Source organism: Sodalis sp. RH19 (assembly GCF_047324215.1).
Taxonomy (GTDB): domain Bacteria; phylum Pseudomonadota; class Gammaproteobacteria; order Enterobacterales; family Enterobacteriaceae; genus Acerihabitans.
In genome coordinates this window covers 5,191,142-5,209,224 of the sequence record NZ_CP178734.1, presented here as the reverse complement: position 1 = coordinate 5,209,224, position 18,083 = coordinate 5,191,142, and the positions used below count along the sequence as shown (strand labels likewise).

Below are 18,083 nucleotides of genomic sequence, written 5' to 3'. Positions count from 1 at the left end.
CTTTCTCCTTGCTTCCCGTCGCACCGCTTACGGCAAGTATTTATTTTTATCTCCTGCCCGCGTGTCATGCTCTACGCCGGGCCTGAATCCTCTGGCTACATCATCACGACGTCGAACTGCTCCTGACTGTAGAGCGGTTCGATCTGCACCTTAACCTGCTTGCCGACAAAAATCTCCACCTCCGCCAGCGCATGGGATTCGTCGCTTTTCAGCGCTTCGCCCACCGCCGCCGAGGCGTATACCAAAAAACGGTCGGATTCGTAGGCATGGTGCACCCGCACGATCTCGCGCATAATTTCATAACAAACGGTCTCAATGGTTTTCACCGTGCCGCGGCCATGACAAGTAGGACACTCGCTGCACAGCACATGTTCAATACTTTCACGGGTGCGTTTGCGGGTCATCTCCACCAGGCCGAGCTGGGAGAAGCCGTTGATGCCGGTTTTTACCCGATCCTTGCTCAGCGCCTGCTCCAGCGAATGCAATACCCGCCGCCGGTGTTCTTCATTAACCATATCGATAAAATCGATGATAATAATGCCGCCCAGGTTACGCAACCGCAGTTGGCGGGCAATGGCCTGGGTGGCCTCGATATTGGTGTTGAAGATGGTTTCATCCAGGTTCCGGTGGCCGACAAACGCGCCGGTATTAATATCAATGGTGGTCATCGCCTCGGTCTGGTCGATGATCAGATATCCCCCCGATTTCAGCTCGACTTTACGTTCCAGTGAGCGCTGGATTTCGTTTTCCACGTCATAAAGATCAAAGATAGGCTGTTTGCCGTTGTAATGCTCGAGCTTGTGGGTCATCTCCGGAATATATTCACCGGTAAACTCCACCAGCAGATCAAAGGTCAGGCGGGAGTCCACCCGGATGCGATCCAGCGCGGCGCCGGCAAAATCGCGCAAGATGCGCTGCGCCAGCGCCAGCTCGCCGTAAAGCATATATTTGCTCTGGTTACGGCGTTTGCGCTCCATGACCTTGGTCCACAGGCGTTTGAGAAAAGCGGCATCCTGGGCCAGTTCCTCTTCGCCGATGCCTTCCGCCGCGGTGCGGATAATAAACCCGCCGTGCTCATCGCAGTAATCCGCCACGGTGCGCTTAAGGCGCTCGCGCTCTTCCTCGCTATCGATGCGTTGGGATACGCCGACATGGGACGCCCCGGGCATAAACACCAGGTAACGCGAGGGCAGCGTAATGTCGGTGGTCAGGCGCGCGCCTTTGGTGCCCAACGGATCCTTGACCACCTGTACAATGATGTCCTGTCCTTGCCTGACCAGTTCGGCAATATCGCGCACATGGAAGTTTTTCTGCTCTTCGCCGGCGACGCATTCGGTATGCGGCATGATATCGGACGCATGCAAAAACGCCGCCTTATCCAGGCCGATATCGATAAACGCCGCCTGCATGCCCGGCAGTACGCGGCTGACCCGGCCTTTATAGATATTACCAACAATACCCCGCCGGGCCTCGCGTTCAATGTGGATTTCCTGCAAAATGCCGCCGTCGATATAAGCGACCCGCGTCTCGGAAGGCGTGATATTAACCAGTAATTCAGCAGCCATGTTGTCCTCTCAGACTACGTAAAGCAATAAACTGGCAAAGCAATTCAGAGGTTTCCACCAGCGGCAAACCCACCACGCCGTGATAGCTTCCATTGATAGCCCTGACAAAAACCCCGCCCAATCCCTGGATGCCGTAAGCCCCGGCTTTATCCATGGGTTCACCGGAGGCAATATAGCGATGAATCTCCTGCGGCGACAACAGGCGGAATGTGACTTCGGTCACGACGCTGAGGCAAAGCTGATGCCCGGCGTCGGCAAAAGCGATCGCCGTCATCACCTGGTGGCATTGTCCCGAGAGGGCCGTTAACATCTCGGCGGCATGGGCGCCGTCGCGCGGTTTTTCCAGGATGCGGCCATCCAGCACCACGATGGTATCCGCTCCCAGCACCGGACGCGGTTCAGGAGCTATCGCCACGCCGGCCAACGCTTTTTCCAGCGCCAGCCGGCGCACATATTCCGGCGCCTTCTCCCCCGCGCGGCGCAGTTCCGCCACCGGGGCGCAGAGCACGTCGAACGGCACGTCCAGCAATGTGAGCAATTCCCTGCGCCTGGGTGAGCCGGAAGCCAGATATATCGCGGTCATAACAGCCCCTATTGCACGGAAAACTGGCGGCGCACTTTACGCATCAGTAAAAACAGCCACGGCCATAACACGCCGTCCACGACGCTGCTCCAGAAAATTTCCGGCCTGAATGAAATATTGATCACCAGGAACTCAGCCCAGAACACGATGACATGCATGGTCAATGATAGCATTACCACGATCAGCGACTGCTGCCATAGGGCCATATTCCTAAACAACTGGAATTTGAAGACCACCAGGTAGGCCAGGATGCTTAACGCCAGCGCCCTGACGCCCAGGATGGAACCCAGGATGAGATCCATGATAAGCCCCAGCACGAAGCCGGTGCCGACATTAACCCGGTGTGGTATCGCCATCACCCAGTAAATCAGCACCAGGCTGAGCCAGGAGGGCCTGAACAGGTAAAGCTGCTCGGGCCACGGCATGATTTGCAATACGATGGCGAGAAGAAATGAGAGCCAGATGACCCAGGTGCCGTTGCGGCGATAACGGTTCATTGCCGGGACCCGGAAAACGGATTCACCGCCGGCGTGGACCGCCCTGAAGCCGGCGCCGTATGGCCGGCTGCCGGCGCGTTGCCGGCGGGGGACGTCGGGTTGGCGTCCGGCGCGCTGCCGGCGGGGGCCGTACGGCTGGATGCCGGCGCAGCGCTATCCGCCGCGGTGCGATTGCCCGCCGGCGCGGCGCGACCCGTCGCCGCGTGATTGGCCGGCGACGCATTGCCGGCCGGTGCCGCGCGGGAGGTCCCCGCCCTGGCATCCGCCGCCGGCGCAGCGGCGGCGGGCGCCGCGGCCGGTGCGCTTGCCGGCGCTTCCGGCCCCATGATGCTATCCTGGGACGGCAGCACCTGCGGCATCATCTGCATCAGGCGTTCATTGGCCACCCGATGGACCTCCGCCGGCGGCAGCGGCACCTCGCCCCGGGGGTCGGCTCCCCATAACAACAGCAAATAGCGCAGCCGCTGCAATTGGGCGGTCGGCCTGGCCTGGATCACGGTGTAGGCACGCTGGGTATCGACCTTAACCGACGACACCACGCCCACCGGATATCCTTCGGGGAAACGGCCGCCAAGACCGGAGGTCACCAGCACATCGCCGACGCGGATATCGGTGTTGCCCGGTAAATGCTCCAGCTGCAGATCTTCGGTGCAGCCGTTGCCGGCCACGATGACCCGGATATCGTTGCGTAAGACCTGGATGGGCAAGGCATGGGACGCATCGCAAATCAGCAACACCCGGCTGGTCATTTTGCCGGCGGCCACTACCTGGCCGACCACGCCTTTGTCGCTGATGACCGGCTGGCCGACATAAACGCCGCTGTCCAGACCTTTATCGATCACCACCTGGTCGCTGTAAGGATCGGTACTGGTGGAGATAACCTGGGTGACCATCTTCTGCTCATCCTGGCGCAGGGGCGAACCGAGCAGCTCGCGCAGACGCGCGTTCTCCTGCCGGAATTGCCCCAGCAGCAGCTGTTCGCTGTTCCTGAGCAGCAGTTCCTGGCGCAGGGTATGGTTCTCCTGCTCGAGCTGTCCGCGCGACGCCAGCGTTTCCGACACGTTGTCCAGCATCTTGCGCGGACCATTGGCCAGGAAATAGAACGGGCTGACGGCGGTATCCATGTATGTGCGTATCTGCACAAAGGTCCCGAGCCGGCTGTCGGCGATAATAATGGCGATAGCCACCATCACGGCCAGGAACAGTCGGAGTTGCAGAGAAGGTCCCCTGCTAAAAATCGGCTTCATAAGCTATGCATTTTCCTCAACAAAAAAGGGGGGCGCCGACCAGGATGAGAAATCTCAGCGTTCACCCGGGTGGTTCCCCCCTTTTCGAGGCAGGTTATTCTTCGCTGAACAAATCACCGCCGTGCATATCGATCATCTCCAGCGCCTTGCCGCCACCACGGGCGACGCAGGTGAGGGGATCTTCCGCCACCACCACGGGTATGCCGGTCTCTTCCATCAGCAGACGGTCGAGATTGCGCAGCAACGCGCCGCCGCCGGTCAGGACCATGCCGCGCTCGGAGATATCGGAGGCCAGCTCGGGCGGGCACTGTTCCAGCGCCACCATGACCGCGCTCACGATGCCGGTTAACGGCTCCTGCAGCGCTTCAAGGATTTCATTGGAGTTCAGGGTAAAGCCCCGGGGCACGCCCTCGGCCAGATTACGGCCGCGGACTTCGATTTCCCTGACTTCATCGCCAGGATAAGCGGATCCAATTTCATGCTTGATGCGTTCGGCGGTGGCTTCGCCAATCAATGAGCCGTAATTGCGGCGCACATAATTAATAATAGCCTCATCGAAGCGATCGCCGCCAATACGCACGGAAGAAGAATAAACCACCCCGTTCAGGGAGATCACCGCCACTTCCGTGGTGCCGCCGCCGATATCCACCACCATGGAGCCGGTGGCTTCTGACACCGGCAGCCCGGCGCCGATGGCGGCGGCCATGGGTTCCTCAATCAGGAATACTTCGCGCGCCCCCGCCCCTTGGGCCGATTCACGGATCGCGCGGCGTTCCACCTGGGTGGCGCCGACCGGGACGCAAACCAGCACCCGCGGACTCGGGCGCATGAAGCTGTTGCTGTGAACCTGTTTGATGAAGTGCTGCAGCATTTTTTCGGTGACGAAGAAATCCGCGATGACGCCGTCCTTCATCGGACGAATCGCCGCGATATTGCCGGGTGTGCGACCCAGCATCTGTTTGGCTTCATGGCCGACGGCGGCGACGCTTTTCGGCGAGCCGGCGCGATCCTGACGAATCGCGACGACGGAAGGTTCGTTCAGGACAATGCCCTGTCCTTTTACATAAATCAGGGTATTGGCTGTACCCAGGTCGATGGACAAGTCGTTGGAAAACATGCCACGAAATTTTTTAAACATAACTGAAGGATAATCCTGCAAGCTGGGGCGAAAGATAAAATCCGCCTACTTTACCAACCACGAGAAGCAGCGACAAGGCGCAATAACGCGCTGCTTCAATGAAAATACGTCCTCGTTAACATTCCCACACACCGAAGAAATCCCTGACGCGGTTTTTAGTCAGATGAAATGCGAGATTACTTCCGGCGCCGGTGTCGGCACTTATCGCTCTGCCTGCCGTATACGGGCGGACGCGCCGGCGGCGTGGCCACTGATAAACGGCAAAGGAGCGACAGATTGGCAACCGCAGGCAGAAAATCTGGCAGTGCACCTGATTCCAGGTAATGTAAGTACCTACTAACCAATTAGGTTAATGGGCGTATTGTACGTTAATTTTTCACGAACTTTTATACTATTCACGCATCCTGGCGTGAATATTTTTTTACCATCTCGTCCAGAGGCACTATCGGGGCAAAAAAGTCCCCTTGTCCCCCTGCGACCGCGTTATCCACCAGCGTTTGCCATTCCAGTTGGGTCCTTACGCCGGTGGCGAAAACCTGGGTCGCGGTGCCGACGCAGGCTTCGGGCAGGCTCTGGATGAACAGCTGGTTTTCAGCACGGCGATCGATTTCCCTTGCCAGGCCGGGATGCAGCTTGATGAGAGATATCGTCACCGCGCTGATATAGGCGGTACTCACCACCGTCAGCCCCGCCTGTACCACGCTTAGACGACAGCCCAGCGCGTCCAGCAAGCGTAACACCGGACGCAACCGCACCAAGTGTTGACAAAGATCGGCCTCCACAAGTTCAAACATAATTTGCCGACGCTGTGTTTTTTCGCATTGCATCAGCGTATTGCGCAGCCACAGCCGGAAGTCGCGTTGCAGCAGCGAGTCAACGCTCAGGGTTATCGCCAGCACCCGTTCCGGCAATTGCGCCAGCAGGGGCAGGATACGGGTCAGCTGCTGCCGGTCGTAGCGCTCCATCAGTCCAAGGCGGCGCAGCATCGGCATAAATTCGGCGGCGGCCAACGCCTGGCCGCCTTCGGGGATACGGTTGATCACCACATGATGATCCAGACGGCCATCGCGCCGGTAGGCCGCGCGGGTAAACAGCTCCGGCCCGCCGCGCGCCAGGGTCTGTTCAAGCAAGGTGCGCCATTTGACATTGCCCCGCACCTGCTCCGGTACCCGCTTGTCGAATACCGACCAGGCGTTGCCGCCCTGCAATTCCGCTTCGCGGGCGGCCTGCTCAGCGGACTCCATCACCTCCACCGCCGTCTGGCCCTGGCGATAGACGCAAATGCCGATATGGAGCACATCGTCGCGGTGATGGCCCGCCTCGCCCGGCAGGGTGGCAAGCGCCGCCACCAGTTGCGCCGCCAGCGACTCGGCCTCCTTGAGGGAGCAATGCGGCAGCAGCACCGCCAGATCGCGCCGGAAATAACGCGCCAGCAGCGCGTCGGGATAACGCATCACATAGGTGGCGATCAGCTGTATCAGCGCCTGTATCAGTTCCAGGGCCTGTGTTTTGCCCTGGCGCGTTTCCGGCAGCTCGGGATCCGGCGGCCGCAGCATCATCACCACGCCATGCGGCCCCATTTCCTGGCTGTCTTCCAGCTGGAGCGACAGCTGGTTGTCAAAAAACAGCCGGTTGCTCAGCCCGGTCTTGGCATCGCGCGCCGCGAACGCCCGGATCAGGATATCCACCCGGCTACGCTGCTCGCGGGCCTGCGCAAGGTCGCTGAGCAGGCGATCGATGGCGCTGCTGGTCAGCGACGGCGGCTCGCCGGCATTGCCCGACACGCTGTCGCGCTCCCCATGCATAATCCGCCGGGCACGGTATTCCAGGGTTTCCTGCGGCTGGATTTGGCGGCGCAGCCAGCGTAACCCCATCAGCAAAGAGAGCACCATCAGGACGATGGCGATGCTTACCGGCGCGGTCACCGCCAGCGAGCGCACCTCGCTTAACAGCGCCGTGGGATAGGTCAGCCGGACCAGCAAGTCGGGATGATGGGGCAACGCCAGGCTGCGGCGCAGGAAATCGGAGGGAGGATGGCCGCTCTCCGCCAGGCCGGCGGGCAGGTAACGGTTCAGCGTGGTCTCGCCGCGGCGGATTTCCAGCTCGCTGATGCCGCCGCTTTGCAGGGCAAACGGCAGCCAGCGCGCCAGGTCGGCGGGTGATTGGGTCGACAGCGCCTCATCGAGCGCCGCGGCAAGCGCCGCCATTTGCCGATCGGTACGGTGCTCGTTGAGGTAAAAAAAACTTAACGCGCTGCCCGCCAGCATCAATAACATCACCAGCGCGCACAGCAAGGCCACCATAGCGGAAAGTCTGACGAGTAATCGCATCCCTGTGCCCCGGTAAAATATCTGAGGTAAGCCTGACGATATTTTATCGTCAGTACGGACAAAATGACATATTTTCAACCAAAGCGGGCAAAATATCGCCAGCCGACGGGTGGCGTGGAAAAATAGTCGCCGGGACGCGGGAATAAAAAAACGTTTTATACGTCATACTGGCTACAGAGCCTTAATTGCTTAATGGAGACGATTATGACCCGAAACCGCAAACTGCGGGAAGCCGACGTTACCGCCGAGGCCGTGTTTTTCCAGCGGCGTAAGGTGTTGCAAGCGCTGGGCATCACCGCGGCCTCGCTCAGCCTGCCGCTGTCGGCCCGGGCCAACGTATTGTCCTGGTTCAAGGGCGACAAGGCCGCCCCCGCCGCGCCGACGGGCAAGGATCTGTCTTTCAGCCGGCCCGCCGCCTGGCATGCCGATTTGCCGCTGACGCCGTATGATAAAGTCACCGGCTATAATAATTTCTACGAATTCGGCCTGGATAAAGCCGATCCGGCGGCCAACGCCGGCGGCCTGAAAACCGACGGCTGGAAAGTGGTCATCGACGGCGAAGTGGCTAAGCCCATGACGCTTGACATGGACGACATCCTGAAACGTTTTGCGCTGGAAGAACGTATTTACCGGCTGCGCTGCGTGGAGGCCTGGTCAATGGTCGTGCCCTGGACCGGTTTTGAGCTGGGAAAACTGCTTAAGCTGGCGGAGCCCACCAGCCAGGCGCGTTATGTCGCGTTCCAGACCCTGGACGATCCAGAGCAGATGCCGGGAGAAAAAGACCGTTATATCGGCGGCGGCCTGGATTACCCTTATGTGGAGGGGCTGCGGATCGATGAGGCCATGAACCCGCTGGCGCTGATGACGGTCGGCGTTTACGGCAAAACGCTGCCGCCGCAAAACGGCGCGCCCATCCGCCTGATTACCCCCTGGAAATATGGTTTTAAGGGCATCAAATCCATTGTCCATATCCGGCTGACGCGCGAGCAGCCGCCCACCACCTGGAATCTTTCCGCGCCGAACGAGTATGGATTTTACGCTAACGTGAATCCGCATGTGGATCACCCCCGCTGGTCCCAGGCAACGGAAAGGGCTATCGGCGCCGGCGGCATCCTGGATGTAAAACGCCAGCCGACTCTGTTGTTCAACGGCTACGCCGAACAGGTGGCCGGCTTATATCGTGGCCTGGATTTGCGGGAGAATTTCTGAGTGCGGCTTAACCTTAAACACATTTTCTGGCTAAAGGTACTGATTCACCTGGCGGCGTTCCTGCCCCTGGTCTGGCTGGTCTATGCGGTCAGCCAGGGCGATTTCAGCGCCGACCCGGCCAAGGATATCCAGCACTTTACCGGGCGCATGGGGCTAAAACTGTTGCTGGCGTCGCTGTTGATAACCCCGCTGGCCCGGTATGGCCGCCAACCCCTGCTGATCCGCTGCCGCCGTCTTATCGGCCTGTGGTGTTTCGCCTGGGTAAGCCTGCATCTGCTGAGCTATTCTGTGCTTGAACTGGGCATCGACAATCTCGGCCTGCTGGGCCGGGAACTGGTCTCCCGCCCCTACCTGACGCTGGGCATCATCAGCTGGCTGATTTTACTGGCGCTGGCGCTGACCTCCACCCAGCGCGCCCAGCGGCAATTGAAAAGCCGGTGGCAAACGCTGCACAATCTGGTCTATGTGGTGGCGATCCTGGCGCCGATACACTATCTCTGGTCGGTCAAAATTCTCTCGCCCCAGCCGGTGTTGTATGCTCTGGCGGCGGCGGTTCTGTTAGCACTGCGTTACAAAAAATTTCGCGGCTGGTGGCGCTAGCCGCGGAATTTTTTATTTCATTCCCCCGCCAAAATGCGCTATCTTGCACTCCACTTTGGATACCGCGTCCAGCTTATCTTCGCAGATAACGCCAGTATGTTGCTGCGAAAAGTTGCGATATCATTATAATGCTTGACCCTGTTAACACTCTGGCCCGGATTTTTCATCAAAAAGGTGACAAAACGGTTACGGAAGGTTATTTTTTACGGGGCTTCGTTAATTAACCGGAGATAGCGGCACGATGGCGGATAAGTTTCACATTTTGCTCCTCAATGGTCCCAACCTGAATCTGCTCGGGACCCGTGAGCCGGATAAGTATGGCCACACCACGCTCGCCGATATCATCAGCAGCCTTGAAACACAGGCGCAGGCTCTCGGCGTGACGTTAAGCCACCTGCAATCCAATGCGGAACATGTCCTGATAGATCGCATCCATCAGGCCCGCGGTAATACCGATTTTATCGTGATCAATCCCGCGGCGTTTACCCATACCAGCGTAGCGTTGCGCGACGCGCTGTTAGCGGTAAACATCCCATTTATTGAAATTCACTTATCCAATGTGCATGCGCGCGAGCCATTCCGACATCATTCCTATCTCTCCGATATTGCGGTTGGCGTTATCTGCGGCCTCGGCGCCGATGGTTATAATTTTGCTTTTCAGACGGCGGTCAATCGTCTGTCTGCATCCAATTAATTAGAGTATGGAACCCCACTCATGGATATTCGTAAGATCAAGAAGCTGATTGAACTGGTTGAAGAGTCCGGCATTTCAGAGCTGGAAATCTCCGAAGGTGAGGAATCGGTTCGTATCAGCCGTGCTCCGGCCATGCCTGCCTATCCCATGATGCAACAGGCTTATATCCCCGCGGCCCAGCAGCAGGTGGCCCCGGTGGCCGCCGCCGCGCCTGCGGCCGAGCAGGCCGCCGCCGTACCCGCCGCCATGAGCGGCCATTTGGTGCGCTCCCCGATGGTCGGCACGTTTTATCGCACCCCAAGCCCTGACGCGAAACCTTTTATCGAAGTCGGACAAAAGGTCAATGTCGGCGACACGCTGTGCATCGTCGAAGCCATGAAAATGATGAACCAGATAGAGTCCGACAAAGCCGGGGTGGTCAAAGCCATTCTGCTGGACAATGGTCAACCGGTTGAATTCGACGAGCCGCTGGTCGTCATCGAATAACGAGGCGCCACATGCTAGATAAAATTGTTATCGCCAATCGTGGTGAAATTGCGCTGCGTATTTTGCGCGCTTGTAAGGAATTGGGTATTAAGACCGTGGCCGTGCATTCCACGGTGGACCGCGATCTGAAACACGTACTGCTGGCCGATGAAACCATTTGTATCGGGCCCGCGCCTTCGGTAAAAAGCTATCTCAACATCCCGGCGATTATTTCGGCGGCGGAAATTACCGGCTCGGTGGCCATCCATCCCGGGTACGGTTTCCTGTCCGAAAACGCGGATTTTGCCGAGCAGGTTGAACGCTCCGGCTTTATCTTTATCGGGCCGCGCGCCGAAACCATTCGCCTGATGGGCGACAAGGTTTCGGCCATCAGCGCGATGAAAAAAGCCGGCGTGCCTTGCGTGCCCGGTTCCGACGGCCCGGTCGGCGATGATATGGAAAAAAACCGCGCGGTGGCCAAGCGTATCGGTTACCCGGTTATCATCAAGGCCTCGGGCGGCGGCGGCGGGCGCGGCATGCGCGTCGTGCGCGGCGACAACGAGCTGGAATCATCGATCAAAATGACCCGCGCCGAAGCCAAGGCGGCGTTTAACAACGATGTCATTTACATGGAAAAGTACCTGGAAAATCCCCGGCATATCGAGGTCCAGGTATTGGCGGACGGCCAGGGCAACGCCATCTACCTGGCGGAACGCGACTGCTCCATGCAGCGCCGCCACCAGAAAGTGGTGGAGGAAGCGCCCGCGCCGGGCATTACCGAAGCCATGCGCCGCTACATCGGCGAACGCTGTTCCAAGGCGTGCCGGGATATCGGCTATCGCGGCGCCGGCACCTTTGAATTCCTGTATGAGAACGGCGAGTTTTATTTCATTGAGATGAATACCCGCATCCAGGTGGAGCATCCGGTTACCGAAATGATTACCGGCGTGGATCTCATCAAGGAACAGCTGCGCATCGCCGCCGGCCAGCCTTTGTCCATCAAGCAGGACGAAGTACGGGTTACGGGGCACGCGGTGGAATGCCGTATCAACGCCGAGGATCCCAACACCTTTATGCCCAGTCCGGGCAAGATCACCCGCTTCCATGCGCCGGGTGGTTTCGGCGTGCGCTGGGAATCGCATATCTACGCGGGCTATACCGTACCGCCGTATTATGATTCCATGATTGGTAAATTGATTTGTTATGGCGAGAACCGCGATGTGGCCATCGCGCGCATGAAAAATGCGCTGGCGGAGCTTATCATCGACGGCATCAAAACCAACATTGATTTGCAGCTGAAAATCATGAACGACGAAAACTTCCAGCACGGCGGCACCAACATCCATTACCTGGAGAAAAAGCTCGGTTTAGTGGAAAAATAACCCGTGCTGCAAAAGGCCGGTTGTCACCGGCCTTTTCCGTTTAAATCCCCTTTAGCACTATGCAAATCGGCTACATGCCGTAAAATCGCCTTTTTTTCGTTATCACTTATTCATTCCGGTACCAAGACATCATGGATAAACGATTTCTTCAGGCTCACCGCGAAGCCCGGTGGGCGTTTGGCCTGGCGGTGGCCTATCTGATTGCCTGGGTGCTGGCCGCCTACCTGCCCGACGACCGGCAGGGGCTCACCGGCCTGCCCCATTGGTTTGAAATGGCCTGCCTGTGGGTGCCGCTGCTGTTCCTGGCGCTTTGCTGGCTGATGGTGCGCGTTATCTACCGCGATATCCCCCTGGAGGATAATGATGCAAAGTGAGATCCTTTTACCGCTGATTGCCTACCTGGTCCTAGTCTTCGCGCTTTCGTTCTATGCCTACCGCCGCCGCCAGAAAGGCGAGTTCCTGACGGAATATTTCCTCGGCAACCGCTCGATGGGCGGGTTTGTGCTGGCGATGACCCTCACCGCCACCTATATCAGCGCCAGCTCCTTTATCGGCGGGCCGGGCGCGGCCTACAAATATGGACTCGGCTGGGTACTGCTGGCGATGATCCAACTGCCGACGGTCTGGCTGTCTCTGGGTGTGCTCGGCAAGAAATTCGCCATCCTCGCCCGCCGCTACAACGCGGTCACTCTCAACGATATGCTGCTGGCCCGCTATCAAAGCCCGCTGCTGGTATGGCTTGCCAGTATCAGCCTGCTGGTGGCCTTTATCGGCGCCATGACGGTGCAGTTTATCGGCGGCGCGCGCCTGCTGGAAACCGCCGCCGGCATCCCCTACGATACCGGGCTGCTGATTTTCGGCATCAGCATCGCGTTGTATACGTCGTTCGGTGGTTTTCGCGCCAGCGTGCTCAACGACGCTTTCCAGGGACTGGTCATGCTGCTGGGCACTTTTATCCTGCTGTTCAGCGTTATCCACGCCGCGGGCGGCCTGTCCGCAGCGGTGACCAAACTCCAGCACATCCAGCCGGCGCTGGTATCCCCGACAGGCGTCGACCACGTGCTGACGCCGCAGTTTATGTCGTCGTTCTGGATCCTGGTGTGCTTCGGCGTTATCGGCCTGCCCCATACCGCGGTGCGCTGCATTTCGTACCGGGACAGCAAAGCCGTACATCGCGGCATTATTATCGGCACCCTGGTGATCGGCGTGCTGATGCTGGGCATGCACCTTGCCGGCGCCCTGGGCCGGGCGATACTACCCGACCTGACCATTCCCGACCAGGTGATCCCGACGCTGATGATCACCGTCCTGCCGCCGGTGGTGGCCGGCATATTTCTGGCCGCGCCTTTGGCGGCGATCATGTCGACAATCAACGCGCAACTGCTGCAATCCTCGGCGACCATCGTCAAGGATCTCTATCTCAGCCTGCGTCCCGCCCAGGCGGGCAACGAACGCTTGCTGACGCGGATGTCGGGCACGGTCACGCTGGCGCTGGGCCTGTTATTAATGGTGGCCGCCTGGCGCCCGCCGGAGATGATCATCTGGCTCAACCTGCTGGCCTTCGGCGGGCTCGAGGCGGTATTTCTGTGGCCGCTGGTGCTGGGGCTATACTGGGAACGCGCCAACGCGGCCGGGGCCCTGAGCGCGATGATCGCCGGCGGGGTCTGTTACGCCGTGCTCGCCACCCTTGATGTGCATATCGGCGGTTTCCATCCCATTGTGCCCGCCCTGGCGCTGAGCCTGGCGGCGTTCCTGGCGGGCAACTGCCTTCGCCCCGCCGCCCGGCCCGTTGCCCGGCCCGGCCTTTAATTTTTTTATTGGGAGCAACAGATGCCCTGGATTCAAATGAAGATCAACACCACCGGCGCCAACGCCGAGGAACTCAGCGACGCGCTGATGGAATGCGGCGCGGTATCGGTCACCTTTCAGGATACCCACGACAACCCGGTATTCGAGCCGCTACCGGGCGAGACGCGGTTATGGGGCGATACCGATGTCATAGGCCTTTTTGCGGCCGATATCGACATAGCGGCGCTTATAGACGCCTTATCGGGCCATGCTCTGCTGGGACAGGATTTCCATCCTAAAATCGAGCAGTTGGAAGATAAGGACTGGGAACGCGAATGGATGGATAATTTCCACCCCATGCGCTTTGGCGAACGGCTGTGGATCTGCCCCAGTTGGCGCCCGGTGCCGGACGCCACGGCGGTAAACGTCATGCTCGACCCCGGCCTGGCCTTCGGCACCGGCACCCATCCCACCACCGCCCTTTGCCTGCAATGGCTGGACGGTTTGGACCTGGCGGGTAAAACGGTAATCGATTTTGGCTGCGGTTCCGGCATCCTGGCCATCGCGGCGTTGAAACTGGGCGCGGCGCACGCCATCGGCATTGATATCGATCCGCAGGCCATCCAGGCCAGCCGTGACAACGCCCAACGCAATGCGGTGGGCGATCGGCTCGACCTGTATTTGTCGCATGACAAACCCGACGACCTGAGCGCCGACGTGGTGGTGGCGAATATCCTGGCCGGCCCACTGCGCGAACTGGCGCCGCTTATCTCCCTCCTGCCGAAACCGGGCGGCTATCTCGGCCTGTCGGGCATCCTGGCAAGCCAGGCGGAAAACGTCAAGGCGGCTTACGCCGACGCGTTTTCGCTCGACCCGGTGGCGGAAAAGGACGAGTGGTGCCGGATAACCGGCCGCCGCCGCTAATCCGGCGGCAAGCGCGTCCCGCCGCGTCGCCGGGGACGGGGCGGGAGCGATTCAGGAAAAAATCGCGACCGCACCAAATATTTTTCAGCTACAACTTTTTGTTTTTATTGTGAAAAATTCGAAAGATGACATGCAAAGAACAATTTCATTGATCTATAGCAGCGGATTGTTCAAAGTTTGGCCTTTCATCTGACGAAAAAAATGCGTAATATACGCGCCCTTGCGGACACAGTATGGTCTCTCTTTGTCTATGCGTATTGGACACCTGCAGCTCGATAATCGCCTGATAGCCGCCCCGATGGCCGGAGTGACAGACCGCCCATTCAGAGCACTCTGTCATGCGATGGGAGCGGGGTTGACCTTTTCCGAGATGCTTTCCTCGAATCCTGAGGTATGGCGCACGGATAAGTCCCGTCTACGTATGGTACATAGTGATGAACCCGGTATCCGGGCCGTGCAGATTGCCGGATGCGATCCTGCTGATATGGCCGCCGCCGCCGTCATTAACGTGGCAAACGGCGCGCAGCTGATTGATATCAACATGGGTTGCCCCGCCAAGAAGGTTAACCGGAAAATGGCGGGCTCCGCCTTGCTGCAGTTTCCGGATCTGGTGAAACAGATCCTGCTGACCGTGGTAAAGGCGGTGGACGTGCCGGTGATGCTGAAAATACGCACGGGCTGGTCGCCGGAACACCGAAATTGTGTAGAAATTGCCCAATTGGCCGAAGATTGTGGTATACAGGCCATCACAATACATGGCCGAACCCGCGCCTGCTTGTTCAACGGCAACGCGGAGTACGACAGTATTCGGGCAGTTAAGCAGTCTGTTACCATTCCGGTTATCGCGAATGGCGACATTACTGACCCGCATAAAGCCAGAGCGGTGCTTGACTACACCGGGGCCGACGCCCTGATGATAGGACGCGCCGCTCAGGGAAGACCCTGGATCTTCCGGGAAATCCAGCATTATCTGGATACGGGGGAGCTGCTGCCGCCGCCGCCGTTAGGCGAGGTGAAGCGTTTGTTGATAGAGCATGTACGGGAACTGCACGACTTTTATGGTCCAGGCAAAGGATTCCGCATTGCTCGTAAGCACGTCTCCTGGTATCTGCAGGAGCATGCCCCCGACAACCAGTTTAGGCGCACATTCAACGCCATTGAGGATGCCGGCGAACAGCTGGAGGCGTTGAAGGCATATTTTGAAAATCTTGCGTAATAGAAAAAAGAGCTGACAGAACTATGTTCGAACAACGCGTAAATTCTGACGTACTGACCGTTTCCACCGTTAACTCTCAGGATCAGGTAACTCAAAAACCGCTGCGGGACTCGGTGAAACAAGCACTGAAGAACTATTTTGCTCAATTAAACGGTCAGGATGTAAATGATGTGTATGAGCTGGTACTGGCTGAAGTAGAACAGCCACTGTTGGACATGGTCATGCAATACACCCGTGGCAACCAAACCCGCGCGGCCCTGATGATGGGCATTAACCGCGGTACACTGCGTAAGAAATTGAAAAAGTATGGTATGAACTAATACCACTGCTAACTGAATAAAAATAAAGGCGTTATTGGGCAACCAATAACGCCTTTTTATTGCCCTGCCGTCGGCTATTTAACCCATTGGCCGCGTCCGGCCGGCAGCGCCGCCAGGCTTCTTGCCATTGCGCGTCGATACTGTATTGCCGCCACCAACGCCAGGAACGGCAGCGACAGCTCCAGAAATTCTTCCTGCGAGGTTTGCAACGCCACCAGCCATTCAGGCGCGTGCCAGCCGAAAGTGCCCTTAATCATGCCCAGGGAACGGTCGATAATGTTGGTCAGCCCAATCAGGAAGACAAAAGTGGCGATGGTCACCGCATGGGCTTTGCCCATGCGCACCGCGCGCAAAACAGGCAACGCATGCCTGACCAGCAGATACAGGCAGGCAACGACAATAGGCACCAGCGACAGCACGGCGTACAGCTTATCAAGCGTGGGCAGGGAACCGGTCCAGAAGCGCAGTTTAAGCATGCTCATATGATCGATATATTTATGCAGGTCCGCCTCGCGCGCCATCATCGCCAGCAGGGCCACGATGACGGCGACACGGGTGCGCCGCCGGCATAGCGGCAGGGGCAGCAGCGCCAGCGACAGGACGGCGATGCCGTATCCCACCAGAGTCAGGTTTTCCACCAGTTGCCCCTCTTCGACCAGATGCACCAATATGTCGGTGGGCATCAGGCACCATAGGATCAAGGTGAACAGGGACACGCCGACTGCCAGCCAGACAGAAAAGCGAGGGGTATCAAGAAAGGACATGGCGCCATCTCTAAAAAAAAGGAAACCATTATTACCGGTAGCAACCTATTTTTTTTAACAATCCATGCGCACTCATTACCCGTATTAATCTGTTTTGCCGTTTCCATCACAACATGTGCCCTCCAGCCAGGCGGTCAGCCCATCTTCACCGGCAGATCCGGCGATGCCGGGGACATGGCTATCGGCGCGCTACCCTGCTGCCGCAGCGTTTCCAGGTACGCCCGCTCGCGCCGCAGCCTGCTGCCGGCCGTTTCTATCCTCCCCGGATATAATTTACGCATAGGCTTATCACTCACTGTACCCGCCATTGCGCCGTGTTACTTCATCCGCCTCCCGCAGGACTAAGCGATCGGCAACGATACGGGGATATCAGGATGGATTAAACACCGTTTTCGCCACAAACAGCCCATTCAACGCCGCCGGGAAGCCCGCGTATATCGCCATCTGCATAATGATTTCGGTGATTTCCTCACGCGTTAACCCTACGTTCAGGCCGGCCTGGATATGGACGTTCAACTGCGGCGCGCAGTTGCCCATCGCCGTTAGCGCGGCGATGGTGGCGATTTCACGCGCGCGCAGGTCAAGCCCGGGACGTGAATAAATATCGCCAAACGGAAACTCAAGCAGATAACGCGCGAAATCGGGCGCGATATCGGCTAAGGCGTCAATCACGTTTTCTCCGGCGCTGCCGTCGATAGCGGCTAAGGCTTTTTTACCCTGTTCCAGTCTGGATAGGGTTATATTCTGTATCGTCATACATTATTCCTCGGTAACGTTGGCGTCGGTATAACCGGCGATTTTAGCGTCGAGGACGAGCAGTGAGGATTGCAGTTCCGTGATATGCGCCCGTACCTTTTGGCGATGCGCCTCCAGCAGGCGCCGGCGATCGGGTAGGGTTGCCGTGCCGCCGTCGCGCAGGGCGGCATAGCGCAACATGTCGCGTATCGGCATGCCGGTAGTTTTCAGCCGCTGCAAAAAGGAAATCCAGGGCAGGATGGCGCGGTCGTAATAACGCTGTCCGGCATCATCCCTCCGGGCATACGGCAGCAATCCGATGCGTTCGTAATAGCGCAGGGTATGGGCTGTCAGCCCGGTTTTTTTTGCTATATCACCGATCTTCATATCTGTCCTTATTTCGTCCCGACCTTACCCATGCTAAGGGTTAGAGCGCGCTCTAAGTCAAGCGACAAAACAGGTTTTGCTCAAGCGGTGGATTCTGGGGACGAAAAAAAGCCCCGACGATGTCGAGGCTCTTTAATTCATTGTCAGGTTCCGGATGCTTTGGATTTTCTGGCGGCTGCGCCGCGCGACCAAAGGGCTATTCGTTTAAGAATGTCCGGTAACCTGCTTCTGCGTGGTTA

Annotated in this window: 20 protein-coding genes; 10 read left to right on the top strand and 10 right to left on the bottom strand. The window is 58.3% G+C overall.

The annotated features are described in order from the left end of the window. Positions 1-95 precede the first annotated feature (95 nt). The 6 genes from rng to csrD all read right to left on the bottom strand — a co-directional run bounded on the left by rng (position 96) and on the right by csrD (position 7,360). The gene (gene rng / locus ACL2XF_RS23510; protein WP_410013322.1) at positions 96-1,565 is read right to left on the bottom strand and encodes a ribonuclease G; all 1,470 of its coding nucleotides are present in this window, start codon (positions 1,563-1,565) and stop codon (positions 96-98) included. After that, positions 1,555-2,148, bottom strand: coding sequence for a Maf family protein (locus tag ACL2XF_RS23505; RefSeq protein ID WP_413721545.1), 594 nt, complete (start codon positions 2,146-2,148; stop codon positions 1,555-1,557). The genes rng and ACL2XF_RS23505 overlap by 11 nt, the downstream gene beginning before the upstream one ends. A gap of 8 nt (positions 2,149-2,156) precedes the next feature. Beyond that, positions 2,157-2,645 carry a rod shape-determining protein MreD gene (gene mreD, locus ACL2XF_RS23500; RefSeq protein WP_410013320.1) on the bottom strand — a complete coding sequence of 163 codons (489 nt, stop codon included), beginning with the start codon at positions 2,643-2,645 and terminating at the stop codon, positions 2,157-2,159. Beyond that, positions 2,642-3,892 (bottom strand): rod shape-determining protein MreC, encoded by a 1,251-nt coding sequence (gene mreC / locus ACL2XF_RS23495; protein ID WP_410013319.1) that lies wholly within the window; start codon positions 3,890-3,892, stop codon positions 2,642-2,644. Before mreC ends, mreD begins: the two co-directional genes overlap by 4 nt. A 94-nt stretch (positions 3,893-3,986) precedes the next feature. Beyond that, complete coding sequence (gene mreB, locus ACL2XF_RS23490; protein WP_004385136.1) at positions 3,987-5,030, bottom strand: rod shape-determining protein MreB; 1,044 nt, start codon at positions 5,028-5,030, stop codon at positions 3,987-3,989. 395 nt (positions 5,031-5,425) lie between these two features. After that, positions 5,426-7,360, bottom strand: coding sequence for an RNase E specificity factor CsrD (gene csrD / locus ACL2XF_RS23485; protein WP_410013318.1), 1,935 nt, complete (start codon positions 7,358-7,360; stop codon positions 5,426-5,428). Positions 7,361-7,564: 204 nt separating this feature from the next. On the opposite strand from csrD, the gene msrP reads away from it, so the two are divergent. From msrP to fis, 10 genes are all read left to right on the top strand, one after another. Continuing rightward, complete coding sequence (msrP, locus tag ACL2XF_RS23480; RefSeq protein WP_410013317.1) at positions 7,565-8,569, top strand: protein-methionine-sulfoxide reductase catalytic subunit MsrP; 1,005 nt, start codon at positions 7,565-7,567, stop codon at positions 8,567-8,569. Beyond that, complete coding sequence (gene msrQ, locus ACL2XF_RS23475; RefSeq protein ID WP_410013316.1) at positions 8,570-9,169, top strand: protein-methionine-sulfoxide reductase heme-binding subunit MsrQ; 600 nt, start codon at positions 8,570-8,572, stop codon at positions 9,167-9,169. It abuts the gene before it with no gap. Between the two features lie 241 nt (positions 9,170-9,410). Beyond that, on the top strand, positions 9,411-9,863 hold the full coding sequence (gene aroQ, locus ACL2XF_RS23470; RefSeq protein WP_413721548.1) for a type II 3-dehydroquinate dehydratase: 453 nt from the start codon (positions 9,411-9,413) through the stop codon (positions 9,861-9,863). Positions 9,864-9,884: 21 nt separating this feature from the next. Continuing rightward, complete coding sequence (accB, locus tag ACL2XF_RS23465) at positions 9,885-10,349, top strand: acetyl-CoA carboxylase biotin carboxyl carrier protein (protein ID WP_410013314.1); 465 nt, start codon at positions 9,885-9,887, stop codon at positions 10,347-10,349. Positions 10,350-10,360: 11 nt separating this feature from the next. Beyond that, positions 10,361-11,710, top strand: a complete 1,350-nt coding sequence (gene accC, locus ACL2XF_RS23460; RefSeq protein ID WP_410013313.1) for an acetyl-CoA carboxylase biotin carboxylase subunit — start codon at positions 10,361-10,363, stop codon at positions 11,708-11,710. 131 nt (positions 11,711-11,841) lie between these two features. Continuing rightward, a complete protein-coding gene (locus ACL2XF_RS23455) occupies positions 11,842-12,084 on the top strand; it encodes a YhdT family protein (RefSeq protein WP_413727609.1) in 243 nt (80 codons plus the stop codon). Then, positions 12,074-13,519, top strand: a complete 1,446-nt coding sequence (gene panF / locus ACL2XF_RS23450) for a sodium/pantothenate symporter (protein WP_410016720.1) — start codon at positions 12,074-12,076, stop codon at positions 13,517-13,519. Before ACL2XF_RS23455 ends, panF begins: the two co-directional genes overlap by 11 nt. 21 nt (positions 13,520-13,540) lie before the next feature. Next, positions 13,541-14,422, top strand: coding sequence for a 50S ribosomal protein L11 methyltransferase (prmA, locus tag ACL2XF_RS23445; RefSeq protein ID WP_413727608.1), 882 nt, complete (start codon positions 13,541-13,543; stop codon positions 14,420-14,422). Between the two features lie 250 nt (positions 14,423-14,672). After that, the gene (gene dusB, locus ACL2XF_RS23440) at positions 14,673-15,638 is read left to right on the top strand and encodes a tRNA dihydrouridine synthase DusB (protein ID WP_410013310.1); all 966 of its coding nucleotides are present in this window, start codon (positions 14,673-14,675) and stop codon (positions 15,636-15,638) included. 23 nt (positions 15,639-15,661) lie between these two features. Next, on the top strand, positions 15,662-15,958 hold the full coding sequence (gene fis / locus ACL2XF_RS23435) for a DNA-binding transcriptional regulator Fis (RefSeq protein ID WP_410013309.1): 297 nt from the start codon (positions 15,662-15,664) through the stop codon (positions 15,956-15,958). Positions 15,959-16,032: 74 nt separating this feature from the next. Here the strand turns inward: fis and ACL2XF_RS23430 are convergent, their stop codons facing one another. The 4 genes from ACL2XF_RS23430 to ACL2XF_RS23415 form a co-directional block, all read right to left on the bottom strand. Further along, complete coding sequence (locus ACL2XF_RS23430) at positions 16,033-16,722, bottom strand: hypothetical protein (protein ID WP_410013308.1); 690 nt, start codon at positions 16,720-16,722, stop codon at positions 16,033-16,035. A 134-nt stretch (positions 16,723-16,856) separates the two neighbouring features. Further along, positions 16,857-17,003: a hypothetical protein gene (locus ACL2XF_RS23425; RefSeq protein ID WP_413721550.1), complete on the bottom strand. Its 147-nt coding sequence runs from the start codon at positions 17,001-17,003 to the stop codon at positions 16,857-16,859. 88 nt (positions 17,004-17,091) lie between these two features. Further along, the gene (locus ACL2XF_RS23420; protein WP_413728853.1) at positions 17,092-17,463 is read right to left on the bottom strand and encodes a carboxymuconolactone decarboxylase family protein; all 372 of its coding nucleotides are present in this window, start codon (positions 17,461-17,463) and stop codon (positions 17,092-17,094) included. 18 nt (positions 17,464-17,481) lie between these two features. Next, positions 17,482-17,844, bottom strand: coding sequence for a MerR family transcriptional regulator (locus tag ACL2XF_RS23415; protein WP_413721552.1), 363 nt, complete (start codon positions 17,842-17,844; stop codon positions 17,482-17,484). Between the last annotated feature and the right edge of the window lie 239 nt (positions 17,845-18,083).